Source organism: Marinobacter albus, assembly GCF_030238305.1.
Classification (GTDB): domain Bacteria; phylum Pseudomonadota; class Gammaproteobacteria; order Pseudomonadales; family Oleiphilaceae; genus Marinobacter; species Marinobacter albus.
On sequence record NZ_JASSQD010000005.1, the window covers coordinates 67,834 to 84,140 of the forward strand.

General features: G+C 58.7%; 14 protein-coding genes and 2 tRNA genes. 10 read left to right on the forward strand and 6 right to left on the reverse strand.

Features of this window, described 5'->3' with window-relative positions; all coding sequences use genetic code 11:
* Positions 1-2: 2 nt before the first annotated feature.
* From QQF73_RS19035 to QQF73_RS19045, 3 genes are all read right to left on the reverse strand, one after another.
* Entirely contained in the window at positions 3-2,855 is a 2,853-nt protein-coding gene (locus tag QQF73_RS19035) for a valine--tRNA ligase (protein ID WP_285369110.1), read from the reverse strand.
* 85 nt (positions 2,856-2,940) lie between these two features.
* Positions 2,941-3,453: a DNA polymerase III subunit chi gene (locus tag QQF73_RS19040; RefSeq protein ID WP_285369111.1), complete on the reverse strand. Its 513-nt coding sequence runs from the start codon at positions 3,451-3,453 to the stop codon at positions 2,941-2,943.
* Positions 3,440-4,933: a leucyl aminopeptidase gene (locus tag QQF73_RS19045; protein WP_285369112.1), complete on the reverse strand. Its 1,494-nt coding sequence runs from the start codon at positions 4,931-4,933 to the stop codon at positions 3,440-3,442. The genes QQF73_RS19040 and QQF73_RS19045 overlap by 14 nt, the downstream gene beginning before the upstream one ends.
* A 227-nt stretch (positions 4,934-5,160) precedes the next feature.
* Here QQF73_RS19045 and lptF point away from each other — a divergent pair, with 227 nt between their 5' ends.
* Both lptF and lptG read left to right on the forward strand, forming a co-directional pair.
* The gene (lptF, locus tag QQF73_RS19050; RefSeq protein WP_219865291.1) at positions 5,161-6,264 is read left to right on the forward strand and encodes an LPS export ABC transporter permease LptF; all 1,104 of its coding nucleotides are present in this window, start codon (positions 5,161-5,163) and stop codon (positions 6,262-6,264) included.
* Entirely contained in the window at positions 6,257-7,318 is a 1,062-nt protein-coding gene (gene lptG / locus QQF73_RS19055; RefSeq protein ID WP_219865292.1) for an LPS export ABC transporter permease LptG, read from the forward strand. The genes lptF and lptG overlap by 8 nt, the downstream gene beginning before the upstream one ends.
* 12 nt (positions 7,319-7,330) lie before the next feature.
* On the opposite strand, the gene QQF73_RS19060 is transcribed toward lptG, so the two are convergent.
* Positions 7,331-7,864, reverse strand: coding sequence for an RDD family protein (locus QQF73_RS19060; protein ID WP_219865293.1), 534 nt, complete (start codon positions 7,862-7,864; stop codon positions 7,331-7,333).
* 140 nt (positions 7,865-8,004) lie between these two features.
* On the opposite strand from QQF73_RS19060, the gene alaS reads away from it, so the two are divergent.
* The 5 genes from alaS (at position 8,005) to QQF73_RS19085 (ending at position 12,719) form a co-directional block, all read left to right on the forward strand.
* The gene (alaS, locus tag QQF73_RS19065) at positions 8,005-10,635 is read left to right on the forward strand and encodes an alanine--tRNA ligase (RefSeq protein ID WP_219865294.1); all 2,631 of its coding nucleotides are present in this window, start codon (positions 8,005-8,007) and stop codon (positions 10,633-10,635) included.
* Positions 10,636-10,741: 106 nt separating this feature from the next.
* Complete coding sequence (locus QQF73_RS19070) at positions 10,742-11,980, forward strand: aspartate kinase (RefSeq protein WP_219865295.1); 1,239 nt, start codon at positions 10,742-10,744, stop codon at positions 11,978-11,980.
* 187 nt (positions 11,981-12,167) lie between these two features.
* Positions 12,168-12,365, forward strand: coding sequence for a carbon storage regulator CsrA (csrA, locus tag QQF73_RS19075; RefSeq protein ID WP_007155535.1), 198 nt, complete (start codon positions 12,168-12,170; stop codon positions 12,363-12,365).
* 126 nt (positions 12,366-12,491) lie between these two features.
* Positions 12,492-12,581: transfer RNA gene (locus tag QQF73_RS19080), tRNA-Ser, on the forward strand.
* A gap of 61 nt (positions 12,582-12,642) precedes the next feature.
* Positions 12,643-12,719, forward strand: a tRNA-Arg gene (locus QQF73_RS19085).
* A 56-nt stretch (positions 12,720-12,775) separates the two neighbouring features.
* Here the strand turns inward: QQF73_RS19085 and QQF73_RS19090 are convergent.
* Complete coding sequence (locus tag QQF73_RS19090) at positions 12,776-13,282, reverse strand: CHRD domain-containing protein (RefSeq protein ID WP_285369113.1); 507 nt, start codon at positions 13,280-13,282, stop codon at positions 12,776-12,778.
* A gap of 240 nt (positions 13,283-13,522) precedes the next feature.
* On the opposite strand from QQF73_RS19090, the gene QQF73_RS19095 reads away from it, so the two are divergent.
* A complete protein-coding gene (locus QQF73_RS19095; protein WP_219865301.1) occupies positions 13,523-13,714 on the forward strand; it encodes a hypothetical protein in 192 nt (63 codons plus the stop codon).
* Positions 13,715-13,792: 78 nt separating this feature from the next.
* Here QQF73_RS19095 and QQF73_RS19100 read toward each other — a convergent pair whose 3' ends face one another.
* Positions 13,793-14,329 carry a DUF2058 domain-containing protein gene (locus tag QQF73_RS19100; protein WP_219865302.1) on the reverse strand — a complete coding sequence of 179 codons (537 nt, stop codon included), beginning with the start codon at positions 14,327-14,329 and terminating at the stop codon, positions 13,793-13,795.
* 108 nt (positions 14,330-14,437) lie between these two features.
* On the opposite strand from QQF73_RS19100, the gene dbpA reads away from it, so the two are divergent.
* Together dbpA and QQF73_RS19110 are read left to right on the forward strand one after the other, a co-directional pair.
* Entirely contained in the window at positions 14,438-15,811 is a 1,374-nt protein-coding gene (gene dbpA / locus QQF73_RS19105) for an ATP-dependent RNA helicase DbpA (protein ID WP_285369114.1), read from the forward strand.
* 225 nt (positions 15,812-16,036) lie between these two features.
* Positions 16,037-16,288 carry an OadG family protein gene (locus tag QQF73_RS19110; protein ID WP_285369115.1) on the forward strand — a complete coding sequence of 84 codons (252 nt, stop codon included), beginning with the start codon at positions 16,037-16,039 and terminating at the stop codon, positions 16,286-16,288.
* The last annotated feature ends 19 nt before the right edge of the window (positions 16,289-16,307 follow it).

Here is a 16,307-nt window from a genome sequence, read left to right on the forward strand (position 1 = left end):
CGTTACATGGCCTCGATGTCGGCCCGCTGGTCGCTGAGTCGGGACAGACTGCCCTGGGCATCCCGAAGCTTCTCCTGCTCCTTTTCCACGACCTCGGCGGGGGCCTTGGCGGTGAATTTCTCATTGCCCAATTTGCCTTCAAGGCGGCCGATCTCTTTTTGCAGACGCTCAAGTTCCTTGTCCAGACGCTTGAGTTCTGCGTCCTTGTCGATCAGGCCGGCCATCGGCACCAGCACTTCCATCTCGCCCACCAGTTGGGTCGCTGACATCGGTGCCTTGTCGCCGTCAAACCAGTCCAGGCTTTCCAGCTTGGCCAGGGATGCGAGGAACTGGCGGTTGTCGTCCATGCGGCGCTTGTCGTCCGCGTCCTTGCCGCGCAGCAGAACCGGAATTTTCTTGGCCGGGGAGATGTTCATTTCACCGCGGATGTTCCTTACCGCAACGATCACGCCCTTGAGCCACTCGATGTCAGCGGCAACCGCCGCATCCTGCTTGTTGCTGTCCGGCTGGGGGTAGGGCTGCAGCATGATGCTGTCGCCCGACTTACCGGCCAGCGGTGCGATACGCTGCCAGATTTCCTCGGTGATGAACGGCATGATCGGATGAGCGACCCGCAGTACGGCTTCGAGCACGCGAACCAGCGTGCGGCGGGTGCCGCGCTTGGCTTCGGCGCTGGCGTTTTCGTCATTCAGGACCGGCTTGGACAGTTCCAGGTACCAGTCGCAGTACTCGTTCCAGATGAACTCGTAGAGCGCGTAGGCGGCGAGGTCGAAGCGGTACTGGTCAAGGTGACGAACCACGTCCTGCTCGCAGTTCTGTAGCTCGCTGATGATCCAGCGGTCGGCCAGGGACAATTCCACGGGCTCGTCGTTCACGCCGCAGTCTTCGCCTTCGGTGTTCATCAACACATAGCGGGCAGCGTTCCAGAGCTTATTGCAGAAGTTCCGGTAACCTTCCAGGCGCTTCATGTCCCAGTTAATGTCCCGCCCGGTGGTGGCCATGGCTGCCAGGGTGAAACGCAGGGCATCGGTGCCGTGGGCGGCGATACCTTCGGGGAATTCCTTCTTGGTGCGCTTCCCGATTTTCTCGGCCAGCTTCGGCTGCATCAGGTTGCCGGTGCGCTTTTCCAGCAGATCGTCTAGACCGATGCCGTCGATCATATCCAGCGGGTCGATGACGTTGCCCTTGGATTTGGACATCTTGTCGCCGTGCTCGTCCCGGATCAGCCCGGTGACGTAGACGGTGTGGAAGGGTACCTGGGGTGTGCCGTCTTCGTTTTTCATGAAGTGCATGGTCATCATGATCATCCGGGCCACCCAGAAGAAGATGATGTCGAAACCGGTGACCAGCACGTCGGTGGGGTGGAAGGTCTTGAGGCGTTCGGTGATTTCCGGCCAGCCCAGGGTGCCGAAGGTCCAGAGCGCCGAGCTGAACCAGGTGTCCAGCACATCGTCATCCTGGGACAGTTCAAGGTCAGCGGCGAGGTTGTGCTTCTGGCGCACTTCTTCTTCGCTGCGACCGACATAAATATTGCCCTCGGCATCGTACCAGGCGGGAATTCGATGCCCCCACCAGAGCTGACGTGAAATACACCAGTCCTGGATATCACGCATCCAGGAGAAATACATGTTCTCGTACTGCTTGGGCACGAACTGGATGCGACCGTCTTCCACCGCTTCGATCGCCGGCTTGGCCAGGGTCTTGGCGTCGGCGAACCACTGGTCGGTCAGCATCGGCTCGATGATCAGGCCGGAGCGGTCACCCCGGGGAACACTCAGGACGTGGTCTTCCACGCTCTCGAGCAGGCCATTGACCTTCATGTCAGTGACGATCTGGTCCCGGGCCTTTTCCCGGGTCAGGCCGGCGTATGCCGCCGGAATCTTGCCGTCGATCTCGGAGTTTTCAGTGCCGTCGGCGTTGAACACTTCGGCCACGCTCCGGATGTTCGCGTCCTGAGTCATGACGTTGATCATGGGCAGGTCGTTGCGTTTGCCAACGGCGTAGTCGTTGAAGTCGTGCGCCGGGGTGATCTTCACGCAGCCGGAACCCTTTTCCGGGTCGGCGTGGTGGTCGGCCACGATCGGGATGCGGCGGTTGACCAGCGGCAGGATCACGAACTTGCCAATCAGGTGCTGGTAGCGTTCATCGTCCGGGTGGACGGCTACGGCGGTATCACCCAGCAGCGTTTCGGGTCGGGTGGTGGCGACCACCAGGTAGCGTTTGCCGTCCTGGGTCTGCTCGCCGTCCGCCAGCGGGTAGCGCAGGTGCCAGAAGAAACCTTTTTCTTCCTTGTTCTCCACCTCAAGGTCGGAGATGGCAGTGTGCAGTTTCGGATCCCAGTTCACCAGGCGCTTACCGCGATACACCAGTCCTTCGTCGTACAGGCGGATAAAGACTTCCTGAACGGCCTTGTAGAAACCGTCGTCCATGGTGAAACGTTCGTGGTCCCAGTCCACGGAATTGCCCAGGCGACGCATCTGGCGGGTGATGGTGCCGCCGGAGTGCTCTTTCCAGTCCCAGATGCGCTTGATGAACTCGTCACGGCCGAGGTCGTGGCGGGTTTTCCCTTCTTCTGCGCCGACCTTGCGTTCAACCACCATCTGGGTGGCGATGCCGGCGTGGTCGGTGCCGACCTGCCAGAGAGTATTGTGGCCCTGCATACGCTTGTAGCGGGTGAGCGTGTCCATGATGGTGTGCTGGAACGCATGGCCCATGTGCAGGCTGCCGGTAACGTTGGGCGGCGGGATGGCGATGCTGTAGGACTGGCCTTCACCGGAGGGCCGGAAATACCCTTTGGATTCCCAGTTCTCGTACCACTGGCGCTCGATGTTTTCTGGCTGGTAGGTTTTTTCCATGGGTTTCTGCTGGTGACCGTTGGTTGATTCGCAAGGGGAAATTAAGACGCCCGATTATACATGGTCGCTCGTGCTGCGGCGAACCTCAGCGCTTTCTCTGGTCGTGAACCCGGGCCTCGATTCCGAGCGCCCTCAGTTGCCGGAAATGGGACCGGGCCTGGTCCAGGACGGACGGATCGTTGTGGGCAACCAGGGCCAGCCGCTTGAACCGGTCCGCATCAGCCGGCAGCGTGCTGGAGAGGATGATGACGGTATCCCAGTCCCCGGCGCCCGGCGGGCAGAGCAGAATGCCGACGGGGTCGGTGCAGGTGGTGGCGGAGTCCGGCACCACGCTGTGGGGAATAAACGCGTCGGGGCTGAAATTCCACAGCAGGTCATCCAGTTCCTGGGCGTGCTGCATGGTGTCGCAGACAATGCAGGCCCGATCACCCTGTTGCCAGGCCTTGTCCACCAGTTTCGCGGCGTGGAGGTTGCGGGCCGCGGGCGTACTCTGGGCGAGGATGTGGAACCAGTAGCGCTGATCGGGGCTGTCTTGTCCGGCAGCACCGGCAGCTGGGCTGCCGGCCTCCGGACGATCGTCGGGGTTACTTGCCGGCATGGGACATCAGGTAGTCAACCAGCAAGGGAACCGGGCGACCGGATGCGCCTTTGGCCTTGCCGGATTGCCAGGCCGTGCCTGCAATGTCCAGATGCGCCCAGCGGTACTCCTTGGCGAAGCGGGACAGGAAGCAGGCCGCAGTAATGGTGCCCGCCGAACGGTCGCCGATGTTCTGCATGTCGGCAAAGTTACTGTCGAGCTGGCTCTGGTAATCGTCCCACAGGGGCAAGCGCCAGGCGCGGTCATCCGCCCGTTCACCCGCCGCCAGAAGTTCGTTGGCGAGTTCATCGTTGTTGGCAAGCAGGCCGGTTGCGTGGTGGCCGAGGGCAACGATGCAGGCGCCGGTCAGCGTGGCCATGTCGATCACTGCCGCCGGGTCAAACTTCTTCACGTAGGTGAGCGCATCGCACAACACCAGTCGGCCCTCGGCGTCGGTATTGAGGATCTCGACGGTCTGGCCGGACAGGGTGGTCACGATGTCGCCGGGCCGGCAGGCACCGCCGTCCGGCATGTTCTCGGCCGCGGCAATGACTGCCACCACATTGATCTTGGGTTTGGTTTCCGCCAATACCTGCATGGCGCCGAATACGCTGGCCGAGCCGCCCATGTCGTATTTCATCTCATCCATGCCGGCACCCGGCTTGAGACTGATGCCGCCGGTGTCAAAGGTGATGCCCTTGCCAACCAGGACCTGGGGCTTGTCTTTCGGGTTGCCGCCGCGGTACTCCATCACGATCAGGCGCGGTGGCTGAGTGCTGCCTTTGCCAACGGCCAGGATGGTGTTCATGCCCATCTTTTCCATCTGCTTTTCATCAAACACTTCGGTCTTGATGCAGTCGTGGTCCTTCGCCAGTTTCTTGGCCTGTTGGGCCAGCCATTCCGGATGACAGATGTTGGGTGGGGTGTTGCCCAGATCGCGGGTGAAATTCATGCCGCGGCCGGTCGCCAGGCCGAGATTGAAGGCATCCTTCAGCGCCTTGCCGCTTGCGGAAGCGGTGACCAGGACCTTGTTCAGCTTGCGGGCAGTCGGCTTCTCGCTCTTGTAGTCGGTGAACGTGTAGAGCTGCTCCTCCAGGGTGCGGCCGATCAGGTTCAGCCGGGCTTCCCCGGAACTCACCGCATCCGCGCCGGTCACGGCCGTGTCGGCCAGGGTAACCAGGGCTAATTTCGACGGACCATCTTTCAGAGCACCGACCAACGCGATCAGGGCCTTGCGGTAAGCTGCCGGGGTGCGCTCGCTGTCTTTGCCAGTACCGACGACCAGCAGCCGGCTCCAGGGCTGGTCGCTGAGCGGAACAGAGCGCGTGGTGGCGTTCTTACCACTGATATCACCGTTTTTCTGGAGTGTCTTGATCAGCCCGCCGAGCGCGTCGTCCGCCTGAGTCGTGGACTCCGGCCAGGTGCCTTTCTCGGGAAGACCGATGACAAGGCAGTCGGCTTTTGTACTGACAATGGCTTTACTGCTCAGGCTGAAATTCATGGCAACTCCTGTTGATTGTTCTGAAGAACTGTCCGCGGTGGGCGGAGGGGATTTCCGATCTAGTCTAGCATTGGGGTTGGCAGGGAGTTTATCAACCGGCAGGCCTGCCTGTGCAGTCTGGCCTGACCGTAAACGTTCCACTCTGTCATTCGGCCCAAAGGTTACATAGAATACGCGCAGTTATCTGTTTCCTCCATGATTTTACCGGCACTGGCAGAGAGACCCATTTGAGCATTATTTTCCGTTATCTAGTTCGCCAGGTGATGATCAGCATGGTTGCCGTCTCCGGCATTCTGTTGCTGGTGTTTATGAGTGGCCGATTCCTCAAATATCTGGGCAGCGCGGCAGAAGGCGAGATTGCCGCAGACGTGTTGTTCTCGATCATGGCGTTTCGTTTTCCGGGTTTTCTGGAGTTGATCCTGCCGCTGGGGCTGTTCATCGGCATTCTGCTGGCTTATGGGCGGATGTATCTGGAAAGCGAGATGACGGTGTTGTTTGCCTGCGGCGTGAGTGACCGGCAGCTGCTGGCGAAAACGCTGCTGGGCAGCCTGCCGGTGATGGTTGTTGTTGGCGCAATGAGCCTGTACGTATCGCCCTGGGGCATGAAGCAGGTAGAGCGGATTTTCAATGAGCAGCGCCAGGCCACCGAGTTCGAAATGCTGGTGCCGGGACGCTTCCAGGACTTCAGCGCCGGCGGCCGGGTGACGTACACCGAGGGCCTGAGTGATGACAAGCGCGAGTTGCGGGGCGTGTTCATCGCCGAATACGGCAAGAATGGCGAGGGCGTAACGATCTTTACCGCCGAGTCGGGGTCGCAGCTGATCGACCGTGAGACCGGCAGCCGGTTCCTGATTCTGGAAGATGGTGGGCGTTTTGACGGCACTCCCGGTCGGCTCGAGTACAACGTGACTGGTTTTGATGCCTATGGGCTGAAGATCAAAAGCGGTGAAAAGGGTACCCGTGAACTGGAGGAAGGGATCAGTACCCTGGCCCTGATGGAGTCCGACAATCCCGAGGATCGCGCACTGCTGCACTGGCGTTTCTCGTTGCCTTTGATCGTGCCGATCGTGACTCTGCTGGCGGTTCGGTTGAGCCGGGTGAATCCCCGCCAGGGTCGATTCTTTCACCTGCTGCCGGCGATGTTGGTCTACATCACCTACCTGGGGCTGCTGATTGTCGCCCGCGATGCCCTGGCGAACGGCAAGGTGCCCGAATGGATCGGCATGCTCTGGGTGCATGGGCTGTTTCTCGCCTTTGGCCTCTGGTTGCAGTTCGGTCCGGCCTGGTTGTACCGCCGCCGCGCCTTAAGGGAGGCCCGCGCCCATGCGTAGGATTGACGGTTATGTCATGCGCACCGTCGGTGGCGCGATGTTCCTGGTCATGGTGGTGGTGCTCTCGCTTGACCTGATCTTTGGATTTATCGCGGAACTTGAAGACACCCGCAATAACTACCAGACACTTGAGGCGCTCTGGTACGTTGCCCTGACGCTCCCGCGTCGCATCTACGATTACCTGCCTCTGGGCGCCTTTATGGGCTGCCTGGTCGGTCTGGGCTCGATGGCGAGTTCCTCCGAGCTCACAGTGATCCGGGCCGCCGGGGTGTCGCTCAAGCGAATCGTCTGGTCTGCCATGAAACCGGCCCTGGTGGTTGTGGTACTGGGCGTTCTGATCGGCGAGTACGTCGCCCCGCCGGCCGAGAGGCTGGCCCAGAGTGAAAAGGCGGTTGCCCTGGGTGCGGGAAGCAACGTTGCCTCGGCAACCGGGGTCTGGCACCGGGAAGGGGATGTGTTTATTCACCTCAACGCGGTTCAGCCCAACGGGGTGCTGCACGGGGTGTCGCTGTTCCGGTTTAACGAGGAGCGCGAACTTCAGTCATCGAGTTTCGCCAGGCGGGCAATTTTCCAGGGCGATCACTGGAGCCTGGAAAACGTCCGCACGACCCGAATCGAGGAAACGGGAACCAGGCTGGTCCGGCACCCGTCACTTCGTTGGGAGACGGGCCTGTCGCCGAGTGTGCTCAGCGTGCTGATCGTGAAACCGGAGAACTTGTCGATGTCCGGTCTCTACACCTACGCCAGGTATCTGGAGGACCAGGATCTGAACGCCTCACGCTACTGGCTGGCGTTCTGGAAAAAGACCCTGATGCCACTCGGTACGGCGGTCATGGTGCTCGTTGCCATTTCCTTTATCTTCGGGCCACTGCGGTCGGTGACCATGGGGTTCCGGGTGTTTACCGGTTTGCTGGTGGGCCTGCTGTTCAAATACATGCAGGATCTGCTGGGCCCAATGAGCCTGGTGTACGGCTTCAATCCGATGCTGGCGGTGCTTGTCCCGATTGCGGTCAATGCCGTGGTTGGTGCGATCCTGATGCGCCGGGCCGGGTAGCGGCCCTGGCGGTCAGCGGGTTTCCTTGGGGACCTGAACCACCACGCTGTTTGACATCCGGTCGGTAGCGGACAGTCCGTTAATGGGCAGGAACAGCGCGATGATGGCTGGCAGAGAAACAAACAGAGTCGCCGAGCCCACGTAATAACCTGCCAGCAGGGCGAGAAAGAAGACGGCCGCGGCGGTCACGTAGCGCCGCAGGGCCTGGCTCCAGCTTACCGACGTGCCATCCAGATTTTCGATCCGGATCCGCCAGACCTGCATGCCAAGCGTCTGGCCGATGCGGGTCCAGAAGTAGGCGAAGAACAGATAAAGCACCAGGAACAGCACGAAGGTCAGGCCCGGATCTCCCGAGAGCTGGCCGGCTTCCGCCATTTCCTCGAAGCGATCCCAGCCGGTGATCCAGCCGCCGATCACGGTGTAGACCCAGGTGGCTACGAGCAAAACGGCAATGCTGATCAGCCCGTCGTAGATAATGGCAAGCGCGCGCTTTACAAAAGTGGCTGGGGGTAAGAGTTCCTCGGCGTCATGGAAGCGTCGGGGCATGGGTTCTCCTGTGATGTTTCACGTTTTTCCTGTTCTCGGCGTGTGCTAGAGTAGCGGATTTGCACACGCATGTAAGTATTCGTATTCAATCGCGGACCCGCCGGTTTCACGGCGAGTTTCTGGAAAGGTATCAAAGGGCTATGAAAACCGCAGAGTTGCGACAGGCGTTTCTCGATTATTTCAGACAGCAAGGCCATACCATTGTGTCGAGCAGTTCACTGGTACCGGCGGATGATCCGACGCTGCTGTTCACCAATGCGGGAATGAACCAGTTCAAGGATGTGTTTCTTGGGCGGGAAGAGCGCGACTACACCCGGGCGACCACCTCCCAGAAATGCGTCCGTGCAGGCGGCAAGCACAACGACCTCGAAAACGTGGGTTACACCGCGCGCCACCATACTTTCTTCGAGATGCTCGGCAACTTCAGTTTCGGCGATTACTTCAAGCGCGAGGCCATCAATTACGCCTGGACCTTCCTGACCGGTGATGAGTGGCTCAAGCTGCCGACCGAAAAGCTTTGGGTGACGGTCTACGCCGACGATGACGAAGCCTACGACATCTGGAACAAGGAAATAGGCGTGCCCGCCGATCGCATTGTACGCATTGGCGATAACAAGGGTGCCCGCTACGCGTCCGACAACTTCTGGCAGATGGGCGATACCGGCCCCTGTGGCCCCTGCACGGAAATCTTCTACGATCACGGTCCCGATGTGGCCGGTGGCCCTCCCGGAAGTCCCGAGGAAGACGGCGACCGGTACATCGAGATCTGGAACGTCGTGTTCATGCAGTACAACCGGACCGCCGACGGCGAGATGATGAAGCTGCCCAAGCCCTCGGTGGACACCGGAATGGGCCTGGAGCGGATCACTGCGGTTCTGCAGGGCGTTCACAGCAACTACGAAATCGATCTGTTCCAGGACCTGCTGCGGGCCGCATCCGACGTGCTCGGCGGTGTGCCCGCGACGGAGGCCAGCCTGCGTGTGGTGGCTGACCACATCCGTTCCTGCGCTTTCCTGATCTCCGATGGCGTGATGCCTTCCAACGAAGGTCGTGGCTTCGTGCTGCGCCGCATCATTCGCCGGGCTGCCCGTCACGGCAACAAGCTGGGTGCAACCCAGCCGTTCTTCCACAAACTGGCGGGGGCTCTGGCCGATCTGATGGGCGAGGCCTATCCGCAGCTGGTGAGCAGCCGCAAGCAGATTGAAAAGGTATTGCTGCAGGAAGAAGAGCAGTTCGCCAAGACCCTGGACAAGGGCCTGCGCCTGTTGGAGCAGGACATCGCCGAGCTGGAAGGTGACGTGATTCCGGGCGAAACCATCTTCACACTGTATGACACTTACGGCTTCCCGGTTGATCTGACCAACGACATCGCCCGCGAACGCGGACTGGCACTGGACTACGACGGCTACGAGCAAGCCATGGAGCGCCAGCGCGATCGTGCCCGTGCGGCCAGCAAGTTTGGTATCGATTACAACGCCGCGGGCCTCAACATTGAAGGCAAGACCGAGTTTACCGGATACGACCATATCGACGGCCACGAGCGCATTCGTACCGTGATTGTCGGCGGCGAGGAGAAAAGCGCCGAAGCCGGCGATGAGGCGGTTGTGGTTCTGGAGCGCACTCCGTTCTACGCCGAGTCTGGCGGCCAGGTCGGCGATACCGGCCTGCTGACCTGGAGCGGCGGCCGCTTCAAGGTGACTGATACGCGCAAGGAAGGGGATAACCACCTGCACGTGGGTACCCTGATTGAAGGTGAGCTGTTCCCGGGCCTGGAAGTGGATGCCCGGATCGACCACGCCCGTCGCGAGCGCACCAAGCGCAACCATTCTGCCACGCACCTCCTGCACGCGGCATTGCGCAAGATCCTGGGCGATCATGTTACCCAGAAGGGGTCGCTGGTCGATCCTGACAAACTGCGTTTCGATTTCTCGCATTTTGAGCCGGTTACGCCGGAGCAACTGAAGGAAATCGAACGCCAGGTTAACGAGCAGATCCTCGACAACACGCCCGTTGAAACCGAAATCACCGACATGGAAAAGGCCCAGGAGAAGGGGGCCATGGCGCTGTTTGGTGAAAAGTACGGGGATACGGTGCGCGTGCTCAGCATGGGTACAGACAGCTACTCGGTGGAACTGTGTGGCGGTACTCACGTTGCCCGAACCGGGGATATCGGCCTGTTCCGCATTACTTCGGAAAGTGGCATCTCCGCCGGGGTGCGCCGAATTGAGGCGGTCACAGGTTTTGGCGCGCTGGAGTGGGTGGACAGCACCGAGCGCACTCTGCGCAATACCGCAGGCCTCGTTCGGGCTACCCGGGACACCGTGGTCGAAAAGGTCCAGCAGACGCTGGATCGCAACCGCCAGTTGGAAAAAGAAGTGGATGCACTCAAGGCCAAGCTGGCGAGCTCCGCCGGAACCGACCTGGCCGGATCAGCGGTGGATGTCGCAGGTCTGAAGGTTGTTGCCTCCGAGCTTGAGGGCGCCGATCGCAAAGCCCTGATGGAAACCGCCGACCAGCTCAAGAACAAGCTGGGCGAAGGAGTGGTTGTCCTCGCCAGTGTTGAAGATGGCAAGGTGACGCTGGTGGCCGGTGTGACCAAGTCCGCCACGGGCAGGATCAAGGCCGGCGATCTCATGAAGCATCTGGCGGCACAGGTTGACGGCAAAGGCGGCGGCCGGCCGGATATGGCTCAGGGTGGCGGTAACGATCCGAGCAAGCTGGCCGATGCACTCGCAGGCATTCCTGCCTGGGTTGAAGAAAATATTGGTTAAGCAACTGTTTGTGAGGACGGGCAGGGGTTTATAATCCCGCTCGTTTTCTCATACGACTGGCGAGGCGGTGCTTCGCTGTGAGTCCCCGTTTTGGATATTGGAAAAAATGGCGCTGTTGGTTCAGAAATTTGGTGGCACCTCGGTTGGCACAACCGAGCGAATTGAAGCGGTTGCCGACAAGGTTTCCCGGTTCCGCAAGGAAGGTCATGATGTAGTGGTGGTGGTTTCAGCCATGAGTGGCGAAACCAACCGCCTGATTGCTCTGGCCTCGAACATTATGGAAGAGCCGACGCCCCGTGAAATGGACGTTCTGGTCTCCACTGGCGAGCAGGTCACCATTGCGCTGTTGTCCATGGCGCTGCAGAAACGGGGCTGTGATGCCCGGTCCTACACCGGCTCCCAGGTGCGGATTGTGACTGACAGCACGCACACCAAGGCGCGCATCAAACAGATCGATGAGCAGCGCATGCGGGAAGACCTCGATGCGGGCCGGGTTGTGGTTGTGGCCGGTTTTCAGGGCATTGATGAATGCGGCAACATAACCACGTTGGGGCGGGGTGGTTCGGACACCACGGCCGTTGCTCTGGCCGCTGCCCTCAAGGCGGACGAGTGCCAGATCTACACCGATGTTGACGGTGTCTACACAACTGATCCCCGCGTTGTCGACAGTGCCCGGCGCCTGGACCGGATTACCTTTGAAGAAATGATCGAAATGGCGAGTCTGGGCTCCAAGGTTCTCCAGATCCGTTCGGTAGAATTTGCAGGCAAATACAACGTTCCATTACGGGTTCTTTCCAGCTTCCAGGAAGGTGAAGGTACCCTGATCACTCTTGAGGATGAAAACGCCATGGAGCAACCGGTTGTTTCCGGCATCGCTTTTAACCGCGACGAAGCAAAACTGACCATCGTCGGCGTTCCCGACACGCCGGGAAGTGCATTGCGCATTCTGAAACCGGTAAGCGATGCTAATATTGAAGTAGATATGATCGTTCAGAACGTGGGCGAGGATAACAAGACCGCGTTCACGTTCACCGTGCACCGCAACGATTTCAAGCGCGCGAAGGAAGTTCTGCAGCGGGTTTCGGATGAACTGGGTGCCCGTGAAGTGGGTGGCGACAGCAAGATTGCCAAGGTAAGTATCGTCGGCGTAGGCATGCGGTCCCACGCCGGTGTTGCCACCCGAATGTTTGAGGCGTTGTCCCATGAGGGCATCAATATTCAGATGATCTCCACATCGGAAATCAAGATTTCCGTGGTGATTGATGAAAAATATCTCGAGCTGGCGGTTCGCGCACTGCATAGTGAGTTTGAACTGGACAAGCCCGCGGTAGAAGAAGAGGTCTGAGCAAGCAGATATCAGGTCGATCTGTAGGACCTCCTTGAATAAGGGAACCATTTATTGAGCCTATGACAAAACGGAACCGTATAAGGGGATGTGCGTCTTTTGATCGGTCAGTGGTCCCGCTATAAATGCGATAGTAAATAACAAATCATTTGTCGGAACAGGTAGCTCTGGATAGGGAGTAAGGGATATGTTGATTTTGACTCGCCGCGTTGGCGAAACTCTGATGGTGGGTGATGAAATCACCGTAACCGTACTCGGAGTGAAGGGGAACCAGGTGCGAATTGGCGTGAATGCCCCGAAGGAAGTAGCGGTTCACCGTGAAGAAATCTACCAGCGTATTCAGTCGGAGAAGGGCTCTGAAGAGCCGGAACCGGGCAATAGCTGAGAGATAAAAAGCCGTTCAAGGGAGACCTGAACGGCTTTTTTATTTGCCAGGGAAATCGGGATGGAAAAATCGCCTGTCAACCCTATGAAAACAGAAAAATTATGGTAGTATACGCCCCGTTCTCAAGGAGAGGTGGGTGAGTGGCTGAAACCAGTTCCCTGCTAAGGAACCGTACGAGCAATCGTACCGAGGGTTCGAATCCCTCCCTCTCCGCCATTTTCCATCCGGAAAACGAGAGCAGGTTGAAGTGGCATTCAACCAGGCAAGTGATTGATGCGCGGCTGTAGCTCAGCTGGATAGAGTACCTGGCTACGAACCAGGCGGTCGGAGGTTCGAATCCTCCCAGCCGCGCCATACGAAATAAAAAACCCCGCCAATGAGCGGGGTTTTTTATTGCCTGAAGATCCGGCTTACAGCTTCATGCCATGGGGCCCCATCAGTTGGCCACGAAGCGCACCATCCGGGTGCTCGGGGTTATGGATGTTGATGTAGAAATCGGCCGGATTCTCGAGAATCCGCTTCACGATGCCTTGTTCCCCAGTCGGGAATTTGCCTTTCTCGCCTTCGGTAAGGCAGTCCGCGGCATCGCCATCCTCAGGTCCGGCCAGGGCAGCCACGGGGGCGCCATTCATGCCTTTCCCGGCTTCATGGATATGAGCCGCCATGCCTTCTTTCACCGCAACAGTCTGAATGCCTTCAACCTGAATGACGTAACAGAGCGTTGTGGGATCGCCATCTATGCCAAATACATGGGCATGGCCCTTGCCGTTGCTGTCGCCCTTCGTATCAACCAGCGCTTTGGCGCTCAGTTGTGTGCTCAGAACGTGGTTGGTATGTCCTGCATGGGCTGCGGAGGCGAGCCCCAGGGCGGACACAATGGCGGCGACGAACAATGACGGCTTGATCTTATGGTTCATGGTATTTCCCCGAGATAGTGTGTGATCACAGATTTTGCGAGTTATTGCCCAGGTAATTCGTTTCGAGGCGCGAAATAGTTGCACTTGGCTGGAAATAAAGCGGGTGACGGCAGACTTGCGTTCTCCGGATGTCGGGATATTTGTCGCGGATCAAGTATGGTGTGGTTAAAAATTGAACATATCTGGTGGTGGTGACTATTCTTGATAATGGAGGGTCGTACGTTTAAAGGAGTTGGTCTTATGAATAAAACGATCAATGGAGCTTATGACAATCATGATCAGGCCAAGAACACCTGGGATGATCTGATCGCGTCCGGTATTCCAAGAGACAATATCTTTATTGATGAGGAAGCCGGGGTGGTAAAAGTGAGTGTTCCTGCGGAAACCGAGAAGGAAATTCTGGAAATTTTTGAGCGCCACAAGCTTCACTGAGTGGGCTGTTTGGGGCGTTCTTCAGTACAGAGTCAGGCGGGGTGGAACAGAGTTCCACCCCGCCTGAGGGATAACTCCTCACCACATGAGGTCGTCCGGGATCTCGTAACCGGCGTAAGGATCGTCTTCGCCAGCATCGTCGGTTTTGCGATCGTGAAGGACCACGACGGCATTCTCATCCCGTTCCATGATCTTCCTGGCAACACCCTCCGCGAGAATCTCATAGCTGTCATTCACAAACACGATGGCCAGACGGCCCCGGGAAAGCTGATCCACCATGGTGTCGTCGACAAAAATCTTCTTGATCTTCTTGTCATGGACGAACTGATAGGAGGTCTCGCCCCGGCTCCGATCCAGCCGGTTGGTTTCGACCAGTTGGCGAATCTGGGCCTGAATCGCTTTTTTCTCGGCTTCTTGCTGACGCTGGCGATTAAGCTCCCGGTCCCGCTCGGCCTTTTCTTCACGGGCTTGACGCGCACGCACTTCGGCTTCGTTTTCCTGTACGACACCCTTGGGTTGGGATTTGCGCTTTTTTCGCTTTTCAGTGCGGATGGCCTTGGCTTTTTTCTCGTCAGCCAGGCCGGCTTTCAGTAGCTGATCCTGTAGGGACGCCATTAGTAACTCCGTTAATTGGTGGCAAACTCTGGTATCCTGATGCGCTAGTATACGCCCTCATTATTTTGCCTCCATCACCCGTGTTCGCCGATTTCAGGATTTTCTTGTATGCCTTCCTTTAAAACGTTTGGTCTTTCCTCTGCCATGACCTCCAATCTTGAGCAGCTGGGGTTTGAGCAACCCACTGAAATTCAGGCAAAAGCCTTGCCTCATTGTCTGGCGCGCCGGGATGTGATCGCCATGGCCCAGACCGGCAGTGGCAAGACGGCGGCCTTCGGGATTGGGCTGATAGAGCACCTGAACACCCGGCTGTTTGCGGTTCAGGGACTGGTGCTTTGTCCGACGCGAGAGTTGGCGGATCAGGTGGCCAAGGCGCTTCGGGAGCTGGCCCGAGCCCGGGACAACGTTAAGATCCTGACCCTTTGCGGCGGGGTGGCAATCGGTCCCCAGATCGGGTCCCTTAGCCATGGTGCCCACATCGTGGTGGGCACGCCGGGCCGGATCCAGGATCATCTCAGAAAAGGCACGCTCGATTTGGGTCGGGTGAATACCGTCGTGTTGGACGAGGCAGACCGGATGCTCGATATGGGGTTCGAGGAAGCCGTTGAGGATATTCTGGGCCAGACCCCGGAATCACGTCAGACCCTCATGTTTTCGGCGACCTGGCCCGACGCCATCCGCAAACTCAGCACCCGTTACCAGCGTGAGCCGGAGGATGTCCGGGCCGAGGCCGCTCAGGGCAACCCGGATATCCACGAGCTGTTCTATGAAATTGCGCCGGGCGCCGCCCACGAAGCGGTGATGGCGATGTTGTCCGAGCGTCAGCCGTCGTCGTGCATCGTATTCTGTACCACCAAGCAACAGTGCGATGAGCTGGCGGACGATCTGCGCCAGAATGGATTTTCCGCCCTGGCTTTGCACGGCGACCTTGAGCAGCGCGAGCGTGACAGTGTGCTGGTTCGTTTCGGTAACCAGAGTTGCTCGGTACTGGTGGCGACGGATGTGGCCGCCAGGGGGCTGGACATCAAGGCCCTGCCGTTGGTGATTAATGCTGAGCCAGCGCGAGATCCGGAGGTTCACACCCACCGGGTAGGGCGTACCGGTCGTGCGGGCGAGCAGGGGCTGGCGGTTACTTTTTGCACGCCGGCAAAGGGGCACAAAATCAGCCGGCTGGAATCGGACCGCGGGCGTACTGTGGATTGGGGCGATACAGAGGCCTTGATGGCAGTGCCCAGAAAGCCACTTGAGCCTGCCATGAAAACCTTATGCATCGCTGGCGGTCGAAAGGAGAAGATCCGTCCGGGGGATGTTTTGGGGGCGCTTACCGGTGAAGCCGGGATTCCGGGAACAGCGGTCGGGAAAATCGACCTCTTCGACTTTCAGTGTTTCGTGGCAATTGACAAAAGTCATGCCGCCAAGGCGCTCAAGCGATTAGAGAGTGGCCGCATCAAAGGGCGAAAAATACGCGTCCGATATGCGTGATATGGGCCTCCGGCGCCGCTGCAGCCGACTTGTCATAGCGGGACAAGCCACTCGGAAACTTCGTATAGCAATTTGCATTTAGGTTGCTCACGGCAGGCTAAAACGGTAAATTACGCAGGATTTTGCCTCCCGAATTGCTTCGGCGGGACCTTAGACCTTAGTCCAACTGGTCCGGCCAGGCAAATCGGGGAAATCAACAAACCAATAAACAGGTAGCTATTCGATATGGATGACCTGATGTCACAAGCCGTGGATCTGATGATCGCGGGTATGGGATTTGTGTTTGCGTTCCTGGTGGTACTGGTATTCGCAACCCTGCTCATGTCCACATTGATCTCTCGGTTTGCGCCGCCCGAGCCGGTAACCCCGGCAAAAACGCCACGTGCCAAGCCCAAAGCGCCTGCGTCGGTTGACCCCGATACCGCCGAGGCCATCAAGAAGGCAATTGCACAATTCCGGTCGCGCCACAAGAAGTGACCCGGTAGAGATAGAACCT